The following is a 16,812-nucleotide window of genomic DNA, read 5'->3' as shown; positions in this document are numbered from 1 at the left end:
CCGCTCATGAGCACCATCGCCACCACCCCCTCCAGTCGCGCCTTCATCAGCGACAACATGGCCGGAGCCTCGCCGGAGATAGCCCGGGCCGTCGCCGACGCGGCGGCCGGACAGGTGCTGCCGTACGGCAACGACCCCTACACCGAGAGGGCCCGCCGCAGGCTCGGGGAGATCTTCGAGCGGGACGTCGACGTCTTCCCGGTCTCCACCGGGTCCGCCGCCAACGGTCTGAGCCTGGCCGCCCTCACCCCGCCGTGGGGCAGCGTGCTCTCGCACCCCGACAGTCACATCAACACCGACGAGTGCGGGGCGCCGGAGTTCTTCACCGGCGGCGCCAAACTCGTCGGGGTCCCCGGCCCCGACAGCAAGATCGACCCCGCCGCGCTGGAGACGGCGGTGCGGCGCCGGGCCGGTGACGTGCACAGTGTGCAGCCGTCCGTCGTGAGCATCAGCCAGGCCACCGAGAGCGGCAGCGTGTACACACTGGAGGAGATCCGCCGGCTGTCGGGCATCGCCAAGGACGCCGGACTGCGCGTCCACATGGACGGCGCGCGCTTCGCCAACGCCCTGGACCAACTCGGCGCCACCGCCGCCGAGATGACATGGAAGGCAGGCGTCGACGTCCTGTCCTTCGGTGTCGCCAAGAACGGCGGGATGACCGCCGATGCCGTCGTCTCCTTCGATCCCGCGCTCGCCGGCGAGCTGGCCTTCCGCGCCAAGCGTGCGGGCCAACTCACCTCCAAGATGCGGTTCCAGACGGCCCAGCTCGACGCGTACCTCACCGACGGTCTGTGGCTGCGCAACGCCCGGCAGGCCAACGAGATGGCCGCCCGCCTCGGCGACGGCCTCAAGTCCATCGCCGGCGCGGGCCTGTTGGCCGCCCCGCAGGCCAACATCGTCTTCTGCCGCCTGCCCCAGGACGTGACCGAAGGACTCCTCGCCGAGGGCTATGCCTTCTACCACGACCGCTGGGAGCCGGGCATCGTCCGGTTCGTCACCGCGTTCTCGCACGGCGCCGACGACATCGACCAACTCCTCGACGCGGTCCGCCGTCTCAGGCGGTGACGAGTGGCTTGAGCGGCGGGGCGAGTGTCGGCAGCGCGGTGTGCAGGTTCCGGGTGACCTCGGTCAGGTCGGCGATGAACATGCCCGCGAGTTCGGCGGTGAACCCGGTCCGCACCACCAGCCGTAGCACCGAGACGTCCTGGCACGGGGCGGGGAAGCTGTAGGCGGGCAGATGCCAGCCGCGGGCGCGCATGCCGTGGGAGACGTCGAACACCGTGAAGCCCTGTGTGCCGGGGGTCAACCGGAAGGCGAATGCCGGGAGTTCGGAGCCGTCCGTGACCAACTCGTAGGGGGCGATGGTGCGGATGCGCGCGGCGAGGGCGCGGGCGGTGGTCCGGCTCTGGGACGCCAGCTCCCGCAGCCCCTCGAAGCCGTAGCGGAGGAAGCTGTAGTACTGCGCGACGACATGTGCCCCCGGGCGGGAGAAGTTGAGCGTGAAGCTGGGGGAGCTGCCGCCGAGGTAGTCGACCTCGAACACCAGGTCGTCCGGGAGGGCTTCGGCGTCGCGCCACAACGCCCAGCCCAGGCCGGGGAAGACGTGTCCGTACTTGTGTCCCGAGGTGTTGATGGAGGCGACCCGTTCCAGCTGGAAGTCCCACATGAGGGCCGGGTCGAGGAACGGGGCGACCATGGCGCCGGACGCGCCGTCGACATGCACGGGGATGTCGGTGCCGGTGGCTGCCTGGTATCCGTCCAGGGCCATGCAGATGTCCGCGACGGGCTCGTAGGAGCCGTCGAACGTGGAGCCGAGGATGGCCACGACACCGATGGTGTTGTCGTCGCAGTACGCGGTGAGCGCGTCGGCGGTGAGGTGGTAGCGGCCCGGCTCCATCGGGACGTAACGCGGCTCCACCTCGAAGTAGTTGGCGAACTTCTTCCAGCACACCTGCACGTTCGCGCCCATCACCAGGTTCGGCCGCGCGGTGTCCTTGCCCTGGGCGCGCCTGCGTTCCTGCCAGCGGCGCTTGAGTGCCAGTCCGCCGAGCATCGCGGCCTCGCTGGAACCGGTGGTCGAGCAGCCCCGGACCTGCTCCGGGTGCGGAGCGTGCCAGAGCCGCGCGAGCATCCGTACGCAGCGCTCCTCCATGGCGGTGATCTGCGGGTACTCGGCGCGGTCGGCGAGGTTCTTCTCGGCCGTCTCCGCCATCAACTCCCTTGCCTGCGGCTCCATCCACGTCGTCACGAAGGTGGCGAGATTGAGGCGCGCGTTGCCGTCGAGCATCAGCTCGTCGCGTACGCGGCGGCAGATCAGGTCGGGCGAGGACGACGTCTCGGGCAGTTCGTCGACCGGCAGCAGGAGGTCGGCGGCGGCCGGCTGTCCGGCGCGGCGGGAGACGGTCCGGGTGTCGAACTCGGCTTCGGGCATGACGGCGGTATGCGGGATGGGCATGAGTGTGGGGATGCCTTTCTGGTCCGTGCGGCCCCGTGCACTCCGACGCTAGATCCCTTGACGGGGGGACGTATGTGCCGATTACACCGATCCAGTGATCGATTTGCGCACTGATGAACTGGATTTTCCCTTGTACATACTGGATGCCTCCTTTTCCTGACCTCGGGCCCGGTGTCGGCGTACCGCGTCGCGGTTGGCGCAGAGTTGGGAGCAGTAGCGCTGCCGCCCCGTGCGCGAGGTGTCGGCGAAGACCGCGCCGCACTCGGTCACGGCGCAGCGCCTCAGGCGGTGCATTCCGCGTCCCGTGAGATGCAGTGCCGTACCCACCGAGATCAGGGAGAACAGCACATCGCCGAGCGGCTTGCGGTCGTCGCGGTAGTGCAGGTGCCAGCCGCTGCCCGCGTGGTCGGTCACCCGCGGGTAGGCGGCGGCCTCCTCCAGCATCCGGTTGACCAGCTCCGCGCGCTCCTGCTCGTCGGTGGCGTCGACGACCTTCTCCCACGACTCCAACGCGTACCGGGCGCGGTCCAGATCCTCGGCGGTCGTCGGCCGCTCCAGCACCAGACCGGCATCGCGACAGCGGTCCGAGAGTTCCTCGGCGTCGGCGGGGGGCCGGTTGACTAGTTCTGCCGCCAGGTTCACGGCATCCTCGCCGTAAGGGTTGAGGTGCATAAGACCATTACAGCAGTCTGATCACCATGCGACAACGCGACAACAGGGACCGGTCCCGGGTACGGCAGGCCGTCGAGTACGACCTCGTGGAACTCGTACGGCTACGAGTGCTGCTCTTCGAGGACTTGGGCGGCGACTTCTTCAACTCCCCTTCAACGGACGGCGATTGGCTGGACGCCCTGGCCGTGGTGCTCAAGGAACAGTTGACGGCGGACACCGTGCGCATCCTCGTCGTGGACGGCGACGACGGCACCCTCGCCGCCTGTGGCATCGGCACCGTCGAGCAGCGACTGCCGGGACCGCATCTGCGCAACGGCCGGACCGGGCACGTGCTCGGCGTGGTCACCGACCCGGCCCACCGGCGACGCGGGCACAGCCGCTCGATCATGCGCGGTCTGCTCGACTGGTTCCGGGACAGCGGCGTCGCCCGCGTCGACCTGCACGCCTCCGCCGAAGGCGAACCGCTCTACCGCGGCCTCGGTTTCACCGAACACCCCGATCCCTCCCTGTACTTGCGCCTGTGATCCGTCACGACGACAACTGCCAGGAAACCGGAGCCACTTCATGCCCAAGCTGATCCCCGGCAGCCGACCGCACCGGGTGCTCGTCGCCTCGAACCTCGTCTACACGATGGGCAGCGGCCTCTGTCTGACGGCCGGAGTCCTGTACTTCACCCAGGCCGTACGGCTGCCGGCGGAGCAGGTGGGTCTCGGCCTCGGCATCGCCGGACTCGTCGCCCCGGCCGTGGGCATCGCCGTAGGGCATCTCGCCGATGTGCGAGGCGCCCGTGGTGTCTACATGGCCACGCTGCTGGTGCAGGCGCTGGCCACCGCCGGGTTCGTACTGGCCGACGGCTTCTGGTCGTTCGTCCTCGTGATCGGCTTGGCCGCCGCGGCGAAGGCGGCCGGACTCGCCGCCCGTACCCCGCTCATCAGGCACTACGGAGGAGACCGGCCGCAGGAGTTCCGCGCCCGGCTGCGTGCCGTCACCAACGTGGGGATCTCCGTGGGCGCGGTGGGCGCCGGCTGGATCGTGCAGGTGGGCACCCTGAACGCCTATCGGTGCATGGTCGTCGGCAACGCGCTCGCGTTCGTCTGCGCGGCGGCGACGCTGTTCCTGCTGCCGTCCGTCGCGCCAGGACCCGTGGCAGAGGGCTCCCGATGGAGCGCTCTACGGGACCGTCCCTACCTCTTGTTGACCGTTCTCGACGGCGTGATGGCCATCCAGTTCAAGGTGCTCACCGTGGCCGTCCCGCTCTGGCTGATCGGCGCCACCACCGCACCGCACTGGCTCATCTCGGGCACGATGCTCACCGGCACGGTCATCGTCGTCGCCTTTCAGGTAAGGGCCGGACGTGGCATCGACTCTCCCGTGGCCGGCGGTCGTGCCTACCGGCGGGCGGGCGTGGCCTTCCTCGTCGCCTGCGCGCTGATCTCACTCGCGGCGGGGACTCCGGCATGGGCCGCCACGGCGCTGCTCATCACCGCGGTGGTCATCCACACGGTCGGTGAACTGTGGCACGCGGCGGCCGGCTTCGAGGTGTCCTTCGCGCTCGCCCCACGGCACGCCACCGGCCAGTACCTCGGCGTGTTCGGCCTGGGAACCGGCCTGGCGGAGGCGTTCGGCCCGGGGCTGCTCATCGCGCTGTGCATCACCTGGGGCCGCCCGGGCTGGTACGTCGTAGGAGCACTGTTCCTGCTCACAGGTCTGGCAGCACCTCCCGCCGTCCGCCTCGCGCTACGACAGCAGCACGCCCGACAGGCTCACACCGAGGGCCGGTGGCTCCGGCGCCGGGCGGCGATCGTGTCGGCGACCGGCACCACGATCCAGCAGAGGTAGGCCCAGTGGGTCAGGAACGAGACCGGGATCGACACCAGGAAGCCAGCTGCCACCATGCCGATTCCGCGGATCGTCCGGGAGAACAGCTCGGGCGGGGTGCCGGTGCGGTAGAGGTCGTCGCGCCGGACCTCGTTGACCATCAGTATGAACAGGAGACAGGACGCGCACTGCACGGTGGCGTAGAAGACGAACCGGGCCTGGAACGCTCCGTGCCCGCCGATCACATCGGTCGCGAACGGGGTGATCACCAACGTGAGCAGCCAGTACATGGTGAAGGCCGTCAACTTGCCGTTGGACGCCGTGACATAGCGGAACACCCGGTGGTGGGAGCGCCAGTGCGCGGCGATCACCACGAAGCTGATCATGAACGCGAGATAACTCTCCCGGTGGCCCGAAGCGGAGTGCCACAGCTCGGAGTTGGTGGAGCCCTCCGGTACCGGCAGCTCCAGGGCCAGCAGCGTGAGCGCGATGGCGACGACCGCGTCCCCGAAGAACGTGAGTCGCTCGGCGGAGACCGCCCGGATCTCCATGTCCTCGTCCTCGGACGGCAGTTCCTGATCAGTCGAGACGTTCATGGCAGCAGAGGATGCCACACGACGGTGACCGTCCCGGACGCGCGCGATACCTCGGACCGGACCCGGGGGAGTGGTACTGCTGGTCCTACCCGGATGCCTGGCGGCCGGGGCCGGGCCAAGAGGATCATCGAACCGACCGAGTCATCACCGTGACCGCGCGGTACCGGACGCGGCACGGACGCAGAACGGACACCGTCATGACCCTGGCCTACCTCGCACAGCCCGAGCAGCAGCAGAAACTGGAATGGCTCGACGGCGGTGAGTTCGCCGTACTGCTCGACGCGGCGGCCACCGGCGGGCAGTTGACCGTGGGACGGTTCTCCGTCGCCAGGGGCGAGGCGCCGCCGTACCACATGCACACGCGTGAGGACGAGGTCTTCATGCTGATCAAGGGCAGTGCGCTGCTGTGGTGCGACGACGAGGAGATGGAGCTGTCGGAGGGCGGCATCGTCTTCCTTCCGCGCAACGTTCCGCACGGCTACCGGATCACCTCCGACACGGCGGATCTCCTCATGATCTGCACACCGGGCGGCATCGAGGGCATGTTCCGGCACGCGGGACGCGACCTGACGACCCCGCGCCCCGAGGGCTTCGAGATCTCCCGGGACCTCATGGCGGAGGCCGCCGACCAGTACGGCCAGATCATCGTCGGCCCGCCGCGCTGACCCTGCAACTCCCCTCACAGCTTTCACCGGAACCACGAAAGGCACAGCCATGTCCCGGCAACAGCGCCAGGCCCTCGACGAAATGCTGCGGCACGGTCCGCTCGACCTCGGCGGCGACGTCGCCGAACAGCGTGTCGTCTTCGGCGAGATGATGGCGTCCATCCCGTTGCCCCCCGACGTCTCGACCACGGTGGGCGAACTGGGCGGCGTCCCGGTCGTCACCGTCGAGACCCCGGCGAGCGACCCGGCGACCGTGGTCCTGTATCTGCACGGCGGCGCCTACGCGATCGGCTCGGCCGCCGACGCCGTGGGCCTGGCCGCCGAGATCGTACGGCGCACCGACGCGCGCGCCGTCTGCGTCGACTACCGGCTGGCCCCCGAACACCCCTTCCCCGCGGCGGTCGACGACGCCCTGGCCGTCTACCGGGCCCTCCTCCACGACGGACTGCCCAGCTCCGCGATCGCGTTCGTCGGCGAGTCAGCGGGCGGCGGTCTCGTCGCCGCGACGCTGGTCGCCGCCAAGGACGCGGGCCTGCCCCAGCCCGCGTCGGCCGCGGTGTTCTCCCCGTGGGCCGACCTGAGCGTGTCCGGCGCGAGCGCGGTGAGCAAGGCGGCCGTCGATCCCTCGGTCACCCCGGACGGCCTGCGCAGGCGGGCCCGCGACTATCTCCGCGACACCGACCCCACCACGCCCCACGCCAGCCCCGTCTTCGCCGACCTCACCGGCCTGCCGCCGCTGCTCATCCAGGTCGGCTCGCACGAGATCCTGCTGGACGACGCCGTACGACTGGCCGCGCGCGCCGCCGAGTGCGACGTACGGGTCGATCTGCAGGTCTGGTCCCAAGTACCGCACGTCTTCCAGGGGTTCGCGGCGATGCTCGACGAGGGCGCCGAAGCCCTGGACGTGGCCGCCGCGTTCACACGGGCCCATTGGACGGACGTCACCGAAGGCGCCGAGGCGCTCGGGATGGCCGGGTAAAGAATCCGTAGTGCGGAGACCGAAGTTCGGTGTGCCGTACAGCGTCTCGACGACGATGGCGTGCATGGCAACGACGAACCACTTCGGCATCGCACTGCGGGGGTGGCGAGAGCGCGTGTTACCCGAGGACAGCGGGCTGGAGCCGGGCGGGGACCGGCGCATCCCCGGACTGCGCAGGGAGGAACTGGCCCGGCTGGCGGGCCTGTCGGTCGACTACGTGGTCCGGCTGGAGCAGGGCCGCGCCCGAAACCCCTCGGCCCAGGTGGTCACCGCGCTGGCCAGGGCGCTGCGCCTCGAACCGTCCGAACGCGACCACCTGTTCCGCTGTGCCCACCTCGCGCCGCCCGCGACCGGGGACGTGTCCAGACACATGCCCGCGCGGGTGCACCGGCTCGTGGGGCAGTTGGCCGACAGCCCCACCGCCGTGTTCGCCGCCGACTGGACCCTCATCGGCTGGAACGACATGTGGTCCGCCGCGATCGGCGACCCCCGCACCTACGGCTGGGACGAGCACAACCTCGTCGCCGGAATGTTCCGGCCGGGCGGCGGACCCGGACGTGCGCCGATCGCGGGGTGGCCCGTGCGGTCCTGGGCGGGCGACGAGGTCGAGGAGGAGGATCTCGTCGCCGACCTGCGGGTCACGGCCGCCGCCCATCCCCATGACGCGCGGCTCGTCGCCTTCGTCGACCGCATGCTGCGCGACAGCCCGCGCTTCGCCCGCCTGTGGTCCAACGGCACGGCCCGCACCCACGTCGGAGACCGAAAGACCATAGAACACCCCCGAGTCGGGGACATCGACCTCGACCTCGATGTCGTGATGGCCGCCGGAACCGACCTCAGGATCGTCACGTACACGGCGGCGGCCGGGACGGGCGACGCGGAGAAGTTGGACGATCTGCGCGCGGCCCGCCCGCTGTCGGCCCGGGTCCCGTGAAGGTCGCGGTACGTCAGTCCTCGTCCTCGTCCGCGCGCGACAGCGCGTCGGTGATCAGACGGGTTGCCGAGTCGGGGTCGTCCGTGATGCGGTTGATGTGTTCCGCGAGGAGGAAGGCGGTGGCCTCCAGCGGAGTCATCTCGTCCTTGGTCCAGTCCCCGTACTGCTCGCGCCACAGATTCGGGCTCAGTCCGATGCCCGCCGCGACGACCAGGCCGGCCATGGTGGGGACGGCCCCGGGCGGAACGCTCCTGGGCATCATGCGCAGCGTGCCCACGAGGGTGGGCACCACGTACTCGATGACGTCCTTGCCCTGACTCTCGTGAGCCTTCCGCAGCCACGTCATGAAGATGTAGATGAGGGTGCACGTGCCGGCCAGGACGTCCTCGACTCCCTCCGGACCCAACGACGCGATGAACTGCTCCATCAGCGCCTGCTGTTCGGGATCGGTCCTGGTCCTGCCGTCGTGGACGGTCTTGAGCCGGGAGTCGACGATCATGAGCGCCGCGCCCACATCGCCGACGGGAGCGTGCTGGGGGTCGAGGGGCGATGACACGGGATTCCTCCTCGGTCGGCCGCGGCGAGCAGCGCGTCGTGTCCGTGCGTATCCGTAGAGTATTCGGCCGAGCCGGCGCCGGACGGCGGTTTGCCGTCTTCTACGGTCGCGACGCGGGCGCTTTGGGCCAGGTGCGGAGCAGAGCGTCGAGGGCGTCGAGGATCTCGGTCCAACTCTCCTGCGCGTCCGGGGCGCTGTGGTCGAAGCCGCCGGCGGACTCCAGTCCGACGAAACCGGTGAAGACGCTGCCCAACAGCCGTACCGCATGCGTCTGTTGAGGTTCGGCAAGGTCGTAGCCGCGCAGGATGGCCCGTGTCATCTGTGCGTGCCGTACGCCCGCGCTGGCGGCGGCCGTCTCCGGGTCGAGCCGGAACCGGGCCGCGACGAAGCGGCCCGGGTGCTTGAGGGCGTAGTCGCGGTAGGCGTTCGCGAAGGCGGTCAGGGCGTCCCGGCCGGCCCGCCCGGCCACCGCGGCGGAGACCTGGTCGGCCAGTTCCTCCAGGGCGAGCAGGGCGATCCTGGTCTTGAGGTCGTGGGCGTTGCTCACGTGCGAGTACAGACTCGCGGTCCTGACGCCGAAACGCCGGGCCAGCTCCGCGGGGGTCGCCTGCTCGAAGCCGATCTCGTCGGCCAGGTCCGCGCCCGCCCGGACCAGGCGCTCCGTGGTCAGTCCCACCCGTCCGGTCCCTGCCATGGCCGTCCTCCGTGTCGGTTTTCACTCTGTGGCTTCGAAGATTATGCATTTGCCTAACTCGATTAGGCAAATTAGCGTGTCTGTTATGAAGCCGCTGACCGAGCAAGAGATCCGCACCGCGTTCGTGAACTGCACCAAGGGCGAGGCCAAACGCCTGTCCGTCCCCCGTGACCTGGCCGAACGATCCTGGGACGACCTGGACTTCCTGGGCTGGCGAGATCCCCAGGCCCCCGACCGGGCCTACGTCGTGACCGAACTGGACGGCCGCCCGGTCGGCGTCCAACTGCGCACCTCCGGCGCCGCCTCCTGGCAGCAGCGCCGCAGCATGTGCTCGGTCTGCCTGACCACCCACACCGGAGGCGTCTCCCTGATGGTCGCGCCCAGATCGGGCAAGGCCGGACAACAGGGCAACTCGGTCGGCGTCTACATGTGCAGCGACCTCGCCTGCTCCCTCTACGTACGAGGCAAGAAGGAAACGGGCGTCGGCGCCCGCCTCCAGGAATCCCTCACCCTGGAGGAGAAGATCCGCCGGACCGTGACGAACCTCGCCACGTTCATCGCGAGGGTGGGGGCGTGACCGGCAACGCCCTCTCGAACGTGGAGCGATACGCGGCGGTGTGCGCGTGTTCCCGCTCGGACCACTCGACGCGGGAGACGATCAACTCGGCCTCATCGGGACGAAGTTCAAGCTCGCCGAGGCGCTGACGCCACCAACTCGCGTTGCGGGCCTGCCGGTCGAGCATCACGTCGACCAATTCGCCACGGGCGCAGGCTTCGAGGCCGTAGGCGTCCGCGAGGATCCGCACCTGGTTCGCCTGTGCGGCGGCGGGCGGAGCGGTGGGGCGGGAGGAGACGCACCATGTCCAGGCCGCGTATCCGACGTCTTCGAGGGGATCACCGGGCGCGGCGGTGTCGAAGTCGATGAAGGCGTAAGGGAGACCGTCGCGGAACACGGCGTTGTTCGGGCCGGGGTCGTGGTGGCAGACGACGGGGCACGCCCCGGCGAGCACGCAGCCACGGGTCGCGTCGTGCAGGGACCGGAGCAGCGCACCGGCCGCCGTGATCTGTGCGTCAGTCCAGCACCGGAACCTGGCAGGGACCTGGCCGGGCAGGTAGCTGAGCGTGTCGCGTCCGGCCGTGTCGAGGCCCAGGTGACGTGGGGCACCGGCGAAACCACGCCCTTCGACATGGCCGAGTAGCCGTGCCACGAAGGGCGACGCCTCCGTGACCGGTCGGCGCACCGTGTCGCCGACACGCACCACGCCGGGGGTCACGCGCCCGCCGCGCAGGGGCACTTCACCGTCCTGTTCCCGCATCTACGACCGCTCCGTTCGTCCTGTCGAGGGTGAGCCGGGGTTCCGGCTCGGGCGGCTCCGACCTGCTCGTCCCCGTTTGTTAGGCTCCCCTTGCCTCCCGCGGGGGAAGTCCGGTGAGAATCCGGCGCTGTCCCGCAACGGTGTGCGTGGCGACCCCTGGTCGTCGCGTGAGCCCGATCGCCCGTGGGTGGTGCGACCCGTTGACTGCTCGCCGTGGACTGCGAGAGGGGATCCGAGCGGCCGGCACGGTCGTACGGGCTGTCTCCTCGATCGAGGCTCACCAGGCGGCCCCAGGTGAAGGACCGCCGATCGTGCGCCGACCTCCGAGCTCCGGCCCGGCCCGAACACCCCAGCCGCTGCTGATACTTGGGCTGCTGCTCCTGCTCTGCGTCTCCCTCGTGTGCGGTGTCGCACTGGGGGCGGCCGGCATCGGACCGGCGGACGTGTTCCGCTTCCTGTGGGCCGGAGTCAGCGGCGGGACCATACCCGCCGACGACGCCGCCGACTACACCATCGTCTGGGAGATCCGGCTGCCGAGGGTCGTCCTCGCGGCCGTCGTCGGCGCCGGGCTCTCGGCCGTCGGCGTGGCCGTCCAGGCCATGGTCCGCAACGCGCTCGCCGATCCGTTCGTCCTCGGCATCTCCTCCGGCGCGGCGGTGGGCGCCAACGCCGTCATCCTGCTGGGCGCGTTCGCCGGCCTCGGCGTCTGGGCGCTGTCCGCGTCCGCGTTCGCCTCGGCGCTCGCGGCCATGGTCCTGGTCTACGCCGTGGCCCGCTCGCCGCACGGCCTCACCCCGCTGCGGCTGATCCTCACCGGGACCGCGCTGGCCTACGGCTTCGAAGCCGTCACCACCGTGATGGTGTTCGGCGCGGCCCGCGGCGAGGCGGCCCGCTCGGCGATGATGTGGCTGCTCGGGAGCCTGGGCGGCGCGACCTGGGCGCAGGTGCCGCTGGCCGCCGTGACCGTGGCGGCCGGCTGGACGTGGCTGCGATGGCGGGCGGAACCGCTCAACGCCCTCGCGATGGGGGACGAGACCTCCGCCGCGCTCGGCGTCCAACCGGCCCGGCTGCGCCGGGAGTTATTCGTCGTCACGGCGGCCGTGACGGGAACGGTGGTGGCGGTCAGCGGCGCCATCGGCTTCGTCGGGCTCATGGTGCCGCACCTCGTACGGATGCTCGTCGGCGCCGATCACCGCAGGGTCCTCGCGGTCGCGCCCCTGGTCGGCGCGGTGCTGCTGGTGTGGGCGGACGTACTGTCCCGGCTGCTGCTGGCCCCGGCCGAACTCCCGGTCGGCGTCATCACCGCCGTCGTGGGAGTGCCCGCCTTCCTGCTGCTGATGCGGCGCGGCGGCTATGCGTTCGGGGGTCGTTGATGCGGCTCGACATCGAGGGGCTGTCGGTCGACGCGGGCGCCGTGCGGCTGGTCGACGACATCAAGCTCGCCGTGGACTCCGGGGCGTTCGTCGGGCTCGTTGGCCCCAACGGCAGCGGAAAATCAACCCTGTTGAGGTGCGTGTACCGGGCGCTACGACCGGCCGGCGGCACGGTCCGGCTCGACGGGGACGACGTACACGCGATGGAACCACGGGCCGCCGCCCGGGTGTTGGCCGCGCTGCCGCAGGAGTCGTCGGCCGAGTTCGACTTCACCGTCTCCGAAGTGGTCGCCATGGGACGGCTGCCGCACCGGGACCGGACCGCCGCGTCGGACCGGGAGATCTGCGCCGAAGCCATGGAACGCACCGGTGTCACCCACCTCGCCGACCGCGGCTTCCTCGCCCTGTCCGGCGGCGAGAGGCAGCGCGTCCTGATCGCCCGCGCACTCGCCCAGCGCCCACGCGTCCTCGTCCTCGACGAACCCACCAACCACCTCGACATCGCCCACCAGTTGGACGTGCTGTCCCTGGTCCGCCGCAGCGGCCTGACCGTACTCGCGGCCCTGCACGACCTCAACCTCGCCGCCGCGCACTGCGACCTGCTGTACGTGATCGCGGGCGGCCGGATCGTCGCCTCCGGCGCACCGCACGACGTACTCCGACCCGCCCTCCTCGCCGAGGTGTTCGGAGTCCGAGCGCACCCGGTACGACACCCGGAGACCGGCGCCGTCCAGCTCCTGTTCGACCTGCTCCCGCCCACCACGTAAGGACCCTCATGCGCAAGTTGCTCGCCGCCGCTCTCTGCCTCGCCGCGACCGTGACAGCCACCGGCTGCGGTGCGAGTGTCGAGTCGACCGCGGACACCCGGTCCGCCGAGGCGGTCACCCTCACCAACTGCGGTCAGAAGGTGACGTACAAGACCGTCCCGAAGCGAGTCGTCACCAACGACGTCGGTATCACCGAGCTGATGTTCGCCCTCGGGCTGGAGAACCGCATGGCCGGGTTCGCCATGCCCGACGACAAGGGCGATCTGACCGACGTGCCCTGGAAGGACGGCTACCAGAAGGTCACGTGGCTGTCCAAGGACCAACTCACCAAGGAGAACGTCCTCGACGCCCGCGCCGACCTCGTCTTCGCCGGCTGGAACTACGGCTTCCGCGACGACAGCGGCTTCACCCCCGACGCCCTGAAGAAGCTCGGCATCCCCTCGTACGTCCTCACCGAGTCCTGCCGCAACGGCCGCACCGACACCTCGCGCGGCATCATGCCGCCCCTCGACGCCCTTTACACCGACCTCACCAACCTCGGAAAGCTCTTCGGCGTCGAGAAGCGCGCGGCCACCCTGATCGCCGACTTCAAGAAGCACATAGCCACCGTCCACAGCGAGGCTCCCGCGAAGAGCCCCACGGTCTTCCTCTACGACAGCGGCCAGGACGCCCCGTTCACCTCGGGCCGCTACGCCGCTCCCGACCAGATCATCAGCGAGGCCGGCGGGGTCAACGCCATGCACGACGTCAACGACTCCTGGACCACGGTCGGTTGGGAAACCGTCGTGAAGCGCGACCCCGATGTCATCGTGATCTGCGACTACGGCGACGTGAGCGCGGAACAGAAGAAGAAGTTCCTCCTCTCCTACGCCCCGCTCCGCAACGTCTCCGCCGTCAAGCACCGGCGGATCTTCGTCCTGGACTACGTCGACCTCGTCGAGAGCCCACGCAACCCGTCGGCCATCGCCCGCCTCGGCGCGTATCTCCGCACGGTGGCCGCGGGGCAGCAGGCCGCCCAGTAGGCGTCCCGATCAGCCTGCTCGATCATGGTCTCGCGCAGCTCGGCGGGGAGCCCGGCCCTCGGAACGCGAAGCGTCATGATGTCCTCCTGGTACGTGCCTGTCCGGGCCGGTACGTGTGTCTGCCCGGCGGTTCGGCATGAAGACACCGGCGGACGCGAGGATGTGACATCGGGACGCGGGAGGGCCGCACCCTCGCCACCGGAGGGGAGGCTGCGGCCGTCCAGTTTGCACGTACGCGGAACAGAGCCGGTCCTAGCGGGCCGTCACCCGGAGGTTCCCGTCGCGGCGGCGAGGTCGTCGGCGTCGGCGCGGGCGAGTACGGCGTCCACGACGGCGTACTCGGCCTGGTCCAGTACGTAGAGCACCAGGGCGATCGCGCCCGCGGCGTCCTGCTCGGCGTCGTCGGCGCGGCGTTCGGCCTTCTTGAGGTCGCGTTCGGCCTTGTGCTCGGCGCTCGCCGCGCGGCGGTCGGCGAAGTGCTTCTGCACCGAGTCGTGCGCGTCGCTCAGCCGGCCCTGCGCCCGGGCCTTGGCGTCGTCGGTCTTGGCCCCCACGGCATCGATGGATGCCTTGAGACTGGTCTTCGTCGTCTCCAGCTGCGCGCGGTTCTTCGCCTTGGCGGCCGTGGCGGTGTCCTCGACCCTCTTCGTCCGGTCCGCCAACTTGCTGAGCTGGTCCGAAAGCTTGTCCATGATGATTCCTGTCTCGTGAGGGTGATTCGGTGGGTCTCGGACATCGCGCGACACGGGCACGCCGACGCCACGCATGCCGCTATGCCGCTCTTTGCCGCAGGTGGAGTGAGAGGACGATGCCCGACGTCCCGTACATCAGGCTGAACAGGCCGAACACGGTCGCCAGTGAGACCGCGCCGACGTCCGGCCGCACGAAGAGCGCGAAGGCCAGGGCGACGGACACCAGCCCGGTCAGCATGAACATCGCGCGCTCTCCGGCGGACTCGCCCTCCTGCGTGGCCATGCCGATCTCGACAGCGCCGGTGACCAGCGCCCACCCGCCGACCCAGAGGGTGAGTGCCAGCGCCGTGATGCCCGGCCACAGGATCGCGGCGGCTCCGCTCACGGCGGACAGCAGGGCCAGCAGCAGCCAGCCGAAGACCGGCCCCGCCCGGTTGCCGCTGAACGCGCGAACGGCGTCGTTGGCCGCGGCGAAGAAGGCGTAGAAGGCGAACAGGTAGACGAATGTGCCCACGGTTATGCCGGGCCACACCAGCGATACCAGTCCGAAGGCAACCGCGAGGATGCCGCGCCACAACAGGGCGTTGGGTGAGCTGAGTATGGTGATCACTTCCCTTCTCGGCCGAGGGGGCATGGGCCGGTCGCCTCTTTCCCAATGCCGACGCTAGGGCTCGGCGGTCCGGGGCCCATCCGTCATCCGACTGCACTGCTGTAGCTATCGGGATGCTTAGGTTCGGGGCGTTCCGGGCGGGCGACGACCCACCCCGGACGGCATGCGCGGGCGATTTCGCTACAAGTTCCGAAATTATTCGTGACGGCTCCGCCACGCCGTCGAAATAGGTACTTCCTAGCGTTAACGCCAGTCGCATAGGCGTCATCGCACCCATTGGGTCCCTCAAGCCGCAAGAGGTGCTTTCTCACGAAAAAACATCACTGTCCTCAGCGATGTCTTGAGACAGGAGCCACCGAGTGTCCAACCCCTCCCGTCGCGGCGTCCTCAGACTGACCGCCGGCACAGCTCTCCTCGGCACCCTCGCCCTGACCGGCTGCGGGCGCGGTACCGAGACCGCCGCCGCGAAAGCGTCCGCCAAGCCGATCGGCACCACCCCGGCCACCGGCACCGTCAACGTCTGGGCGACCCAGGACGACGCCAGCGTGCTCGACAAGGTGATCAAGCCGTTCAAGGCCGCGAACCCGGACGTCACCCTGAAGTTCACGCTGATACCGAACTCCGAGTACTACACGAAGCTCCAGGCGGCGATCGCGGCGGGCAAGGGCCCGGACGTGGCCCAGTTCTTCCCCGAGTCGCAGGCGCAGTTCCTCGACCCGGCGATCCTGCGGCCCGTGCCGGACGGACTCGTCGACTCCGGCAGCTTCTTCAAGAGCCTGTGGGACGCAGGTGTGGCCAAGGACGTCGCCTACACGGTGCCCTGGTACGCCTACACGTACGCCCTCGTCTACCGCGCCGACCTCGCCAAGAAGGCGGGCGTCAAGGCGCCGACCACCTGGGCCGAGATGGTGCCCTTCTTCAAGGCGCTGCAGGGCGCGGGAGCCGTGCACGGGCTCGGGGCCGACAACGGCTGGGACATCTTCAACGGCCAGGACGCCGCGATGTACGCCTGGCAGGCCGGCGGCTCCCTGCTCTCCGCCGACGGCAGGTGGACGCTCGACACACCGGCGATGGTCGACGCGATCAAGTACAACGCGTCGTTCTTCACGTCCGGTTCCGCCGACACCGCGACCCCCACCTTCCTCGACTCCCAGCCGTACTTCGTCTCCGGCAAGACGGCCTGCATGATCACCGGCCCCTGGGTCGTCGGCCAGCTCGACACCGCCGCGAAGAAGACCGGCTGGACGGCATCGCATGTCGCCACCGCACCGCTGCCGGCCGGCGCCTCGAGCAGTGCCTCCTTCTCCGGCGGCGGCAGCTGGGGTGTGCTCGCGACCGGCGGCAACGCGGACGCGTCGTGGAAGTTCATCCGGTACGTCTCGAAGCCGAGCACCCAGGTCGCGCAGTTCAAGGCGTACAGCTCACTGCCCGCGGCCGTGTCGGCCTGGGACGACCCCGCCATCAAGGGACAGCCGCTCCTCGACGCGTTCTTCACGCAGCTCACGAAGGCGCGGGCGTTCCCGCAGGTGAGCACCTGGCAGCAGGTCGCGACCCGGCTCGGCAAGGAGATGGAGGCCGTGGCCAAGGGCAAGGAGACCGCGGCGAAGGCCGCCGCGAACATCCAGGCGTACGCCGAGAGCGTCGGCACGAGCACGAAGTGAGC

Annotated in this window: 19 protein-coding genes and 1 riboswitch; of the genes, 11 read left to right on the top strand and 8 right to left on the bottom strand. The window is 69.9% G+C overall.

The features are described from left to right. Positions 1–6 precede the first annotated feature (6 nt). Positions 7–1,065 carry a low specificity L-threonine aldolase gene (locus tag JHN45_RS02855; RefSeq protein WP_201047849.1) on the top strand — a complete coding sequence of 353 codons (1,059 nt, stop codon included), beginning with the start codon at positions 7–9 and terminating at the stop codon, positions 1,063–1,065. Here the strand turns inward: JHN45_RS02855 and JHN45_RS02850 are convergent. Together JHN45_RS02850 and JHN45_RS02845 are read right to left on the bottom strand one after the other, a co-directional pair. After that, positions 1,055–2,455, bottom strand: coding sequence for a glutamate decarboxylase (locus JHN45_RS02850; protein ID WP_200708427.1), 1,401 nt, complete (start codon positions 2,453–2,455; stop codon positions 1,055–1,057). The two genes, JHN45_RS02855 and JHN45_RS02850, sit on opposite strands and share 11 nt — an antisense overlap. An 81-nt stretch (positions 2,456–2,536) precedes the next feature. Continuing rightward, the gene (locus JHN45_RS02845; RefSeq protein WP_201047848.1) at positions 2,537–3,127 is read right to left on the bottom strand and encodes a CGNR zinc finger domain-containing protein; all 591 of its coding nucleotides are present in this window, start codon (positions 3,125–3,127) and stop codon (positions 2,537–2,539) included. Between the two features lie 26 nt (positions 3,128–3,153). Here JHN45_RS02845 and JHN45_RS02840 point away from each other — a divergent pair, with 26 nt between their 5' ends. Then, the gene (locus tag JHN45_RS02840) at positions 3,154–3,651 is read left to right on the top strand and encodes a GNAT family N-acetyltransferase (protein WP_201047847.1); all 498 of its coding nucleotides are present in this window, start codon (positions 3,154–3,156) and stop codon (positions 3,649–3,651) included. A gap of 40 nt (positions 3,652–3,691) precedes the next feature. Continuing rightward, positions 3,692–4,966: an MFS transporter gene (locus tag JHN45_RS02835; RefSeq protein WP_201047846.1), complete on the top strand. Its 1,275-nt coding sequence runs from the start codon at positions 3,692–3,694 to the stop codon at positions 4,964–4,966. Here the strand turns inward: JHN45_RS02835 and JHN45_RS02830 are convergent. After that, a complete protein-coding gene (locus tag JHN45_RS02830) occupies positions 4,891–5,541 on the bottom strand; it encodes a TMEM175 family protein (protein WP_234467369.1) in 651 nt (216 codons plus the stop codon). The two genes, JHN45_RS02835 and JHN45_RS02830, sit on opposite strands and share 76 nt — an antisense overlap. 197 nt (positions 5,542–5,738) lie before the next feature. On the opposite strand from JHN45_RS02830, the gene JHN45_RS02825 reads away from it, so the two are divergent. The 3 genes from JHN45_RS02825 to JHN45_RS02815 all read left to right on the top strand — a co-directional run bounded on the left by JHN45_RS02825 (position 5,739) and on the right by JHN45_RS02815 (position 8,119). Beyond that, on the top strand, positions 5,739–6,206 hold the full coding sequence (locus JHN45_RS02825) for a cupin domain-containing protein (RefSeq protein ID WP_201047845.1): 468 nt from the start codon (positions 5,739–5,741) through the stop codon (positions 6,204–6,206). A gap of 49 nt (positions 6,207–6,255) precedes the next feature. Next, the gene (locus JHN45_RS02820) at positions 6,256–7,185 is read left to right on the top strand and encodes an alpha/beta hydrolase (RefSeq protein ID WP_201047844.1); all 930 of its coding nucleotides are present in this window, start codon (positions 6,256–6,258) and stop codon (positions 7,183–7,185) included. 64 nt (positions 7,186–7,249) lie between these two features. Further along, positions 7,250–8,119, top strand: a complete 870-nt coding sequence (locus JHN45_RS02815; protein ID WP_201047843.1) for a helix-turn-helix transcriptional regulator — start codon at positions 7,250–7,252, stop codon at positions 8,117–8,119. Between the two features lie 13 nt (positions 8,120–8,132). Here the strand turns inward: JHN45_RS02815 and JHN45_RS02810 are convergent, their stop codons facing one another. Next, entirely contained in the window at positions 8,133–8,675 is a 543-nt protein-coding gene (locus JHN45_RS02810; RefSeq protein WP_201047842.1) for a hypothetical protein, read from the bottom strand. 100 nt (positions 8,676–8,775) lie between these two features. Further along, positions 8,776–9,369, bottom strand: a complete 594-nt coding sequence (locus JHN45_RS02805) for a TetR/AcrR family transcriptional regulator (RefSeq protein ID WP_201047841.1) — start codon at positions 9,367–9,369, stop codon at positions 8,776–8,778. 85 nt (positions 9,370–9,454) lie between these two features. On the opposite strand from JHN45_RS02805, the gene JHN45_RS02800 reads away from it, so the two are divergent. Then, the gene (locus JHN45_RS02800) at positions 9,455–9,946 is read left to right on the top strand and encodes an FBP domain-containing protein (protein ID WP_200708435.1); all 492 of its coding nucleotides are present in this window, start codon (positions 9,455–9,457) and stop codon (positions 9,944–9,946) included. Here JHN45_RS02800 and JHN45_RS02795 read toward each other — a convergent pair. Beyond that, positions 9,924–10,685: an aminoglycoside phosphotransferase family protein gene (locus JHN45_RS02795; protein ID WP_201047840.1), complete on the bottom strand. Its 762-nt coding sequence runs from the start codon at positions 10,683–10,685 to the stop codon at positions 9,924–9,926. The genes JHN45_RS02800 and JHN45_RS02795 overlap by 23 nt on opposite strands. Before the next feature lie 102 nt (positions 10,686–10,787). Further along, positions 10,788–10,868: riboswitch (cobalamin riboswitch) on the top strand. A gap of 128 nt (positions 10,869–10,996) precedes the next feature. Between JHN45_RS02795 and JHN45_RS02790 the strand changes: the two genes are divergently transcribed. Genes JHN45_RS02790 through JHN45_RS02780 form a run of 3 tightly spaced genes read left to right on the top strand, consistent with a single transcriptional unit; the run spans position 10,997 to position 13,847 of the window. Further along, positions 10,997–12,058 (top strand): iron ABC transporter permease, encoded by a 1,062-nt coding sequence (locus JHN45_RS02790; protein WP_201047839.1) that lies wholly within the window; start codon positions 10,997–10,999, stop codon positions 12,056–12,058. Next, positions 12,058–12,825, top strand: a complete 768-nt coding sequence (locus tag JHN45_RS02785; RefSeq protein ID WP_201047838.1) for an ABC transporter ATP-binding protein — start codon at positions 12,058–12,060, stop codon at positions 12,823–12,825. Before JHN45_RS02790 ends, JHN45_RS02785 begins: the two co-directional genes overlap by 1 nt. 8 nt (positions 12,826–12,833) lie before the next feature. Beyond that, entirely contained in the window at positions 12,834–13,847 is a 1,014-nt protein-coding gene (locus JHN45_RS02780) for an ABC transporter substrate-binding protein (protein ID WP_201047837.1), read from the top strand. Between the two features lie 263 nt (positions 13,848–14,110). Here JHN45_RS02780 and JHN45_RS02775 read toward each other — a convergent pair whose 3' ends face one another. After that, positions 14,111–14,539: a hypothetical protein gene (locus JHN45_RS02775; RefSeq protein ID WP_201047836.1), complete on the bottom strand. Its 429-nt coding sequence runs from the start codon at positions 14,537–14,539 to the stop codon at positions 14,111–14,113. Positions 14,540–14,618: 79 nt separating this feature from the next. Next, positions 14,619–15,149: an HdeD family acid-resistance protein gene (locus JHN45_RS02770; protein ID WP_201047835.1), complete on the bottom strand. Its 531-nt coding sequence runs from the start codon at positions 15,147–15,149 to the stop codon at positions 14,619–14,621. 359 nt (positions 15,150–15,508) lie between these two features. Here JHN45_RS02770 and JHN45_RS02765 point away from each other — a divergent pair, with 359 nt between their 5' ends. Further along, positions 15,509–16,810: an extracellular solute-binding protein gene (locus JHN45_RS02765; protein WP_201047834.1), complete on the top strand. Its 1,302-nt coding sequence runs from the start codon at positions 15,509–15,511 to the stop codon at positions 16,808–16,810. Positions 16,811–16,812 lie beyond the last annotated feature (2 nt).

The sequence above is a fragment of the Streptomyces sp. MBT53 genome (assembly GCF_016654115.1).
Classification (GTDB): domain Bacteria; phylum Actinomycetota; class Actinomycetes; order Streptomycetales; family Streptomycetaceae; genus Streptomyces.
This window is presented reverse-complemented; position numbering and strand designations above follow the sequence as displayed.

What these genes read in the sequence shown, in the direction of transcription:
- JHN45_RS02780 (WP_201047837.1), top strand. Translation starts at nt 12,834, where the DNA reads ATGCGCAAGTTGCTCGCCGCCGCTCTCTGCCTCGCCGCGACCGTGACA.
- JHN45_RS02845 (WP_201047848.1), bottom strand. Translation starts at nt 3,127, where the DNA reads ATGCACCTCAACCCTTACGGCGAGGATGCCGTGAACCTGGCGGCAGAA.
- JHN45_RS02800 (WP_200708435.1), top strand. Translation starts at nt 9,455, where the DNA reads ATGAAGCCGCTGACCGAGCAAGAGATCCGCACCGCGTTCGTGAACTGC.
- JHN45_RS02840 (WP_201047847.1), top strand. Translation starts at nt 3,154, where the DNA reads ATGCGACAACGCGACAACAGGGACCGGTCCCGGGTACGGCAGGCCGTC.
- JHN45_RS02855 (WP_201047849.1), top strand. Translation starts at nt 7, where the DNA reads ATGAGCACCATCGCCACCACCCCCTCCAGTCGCGCCTTCATCAGCGAC.
- JHN45_RS02850 (WP_200708427.1), bottom strand. Translation starts at nt 2,455, where the DNA reads ATGCCCATCCCGCATACCGCCGTCATGCCCGAAGCCGAGTTCGACACC.
- JHN45_RS02815 (WP_201047843.1), top strand. Translation starts at nt 7,250, where the DNA reads ATGGCAACGACGAACCACTTCGGCATCGCACTGCGGGGGTGGCGAGAG.
- JHN45_RS02820 (WP_201047844.1), top strand. Translation starts at nt 6,256, where the DNA reads ATGTCCCGGCAACAGCGCCAGGCCCTCGACGAAATGCTGCGGCACGGT.
- JHN45_RS02835 (WP_201047846.1), top strand. Translation starts at nt 3,692, where the DNA reads ATGCCCAAGCTGATCCCCGGCAGCCGACCGCACCGGGTGCTCGTCGCC.
- JHN45_RS02775 (WP_201047836.1), bottom strand. Translation starts at nt 14,539, where the DNA reads ATGGACAAGCTTTCGGACCAGCTCAGCAAGTTGGCGGACCGGACGAAG.
- JHN45_RS02785 (WP_201047838.1), top strand. Translation starts at nt 12,058, where the DNA reads ATGCGGCTCGACATCGAGGGGCTGTCGGTCGACGCGGGCGCCGTGCGG.
- JHN45_RS02805 (WP_201047841.1), bottom strand. Translation starts at nt 9,369, where the DNA reads ATGGCAGGGACCGGACGGGTGGGACTGACCACGGAGCGCCTGGTCCGG.
- JHN45_RS02830 (WP_234467369.1), bottom strand. Translation starts at nt 5,541, where the DNA reads ATGAACGTCTCGACTGATCAGGAACTGCCGTCCGAGGACGAGGACATG.
- JHN45_RS02795 (WP_201047840.1), bottom strand. Translation starts at nt 10,685, where the DNA reads ATGCGGGAACAGGACGGTGAAGTGCCCCTGCGCGGCGGGCGCGTGACC.
- JHN45_RS02825 (WP_201047845.1), top strand. Translation starts at nt 5,739, where the DNA reads ATGACCCTGGCCTACCTCGCACAGCCCGAGCAGCAGCAGAAACTGGAA.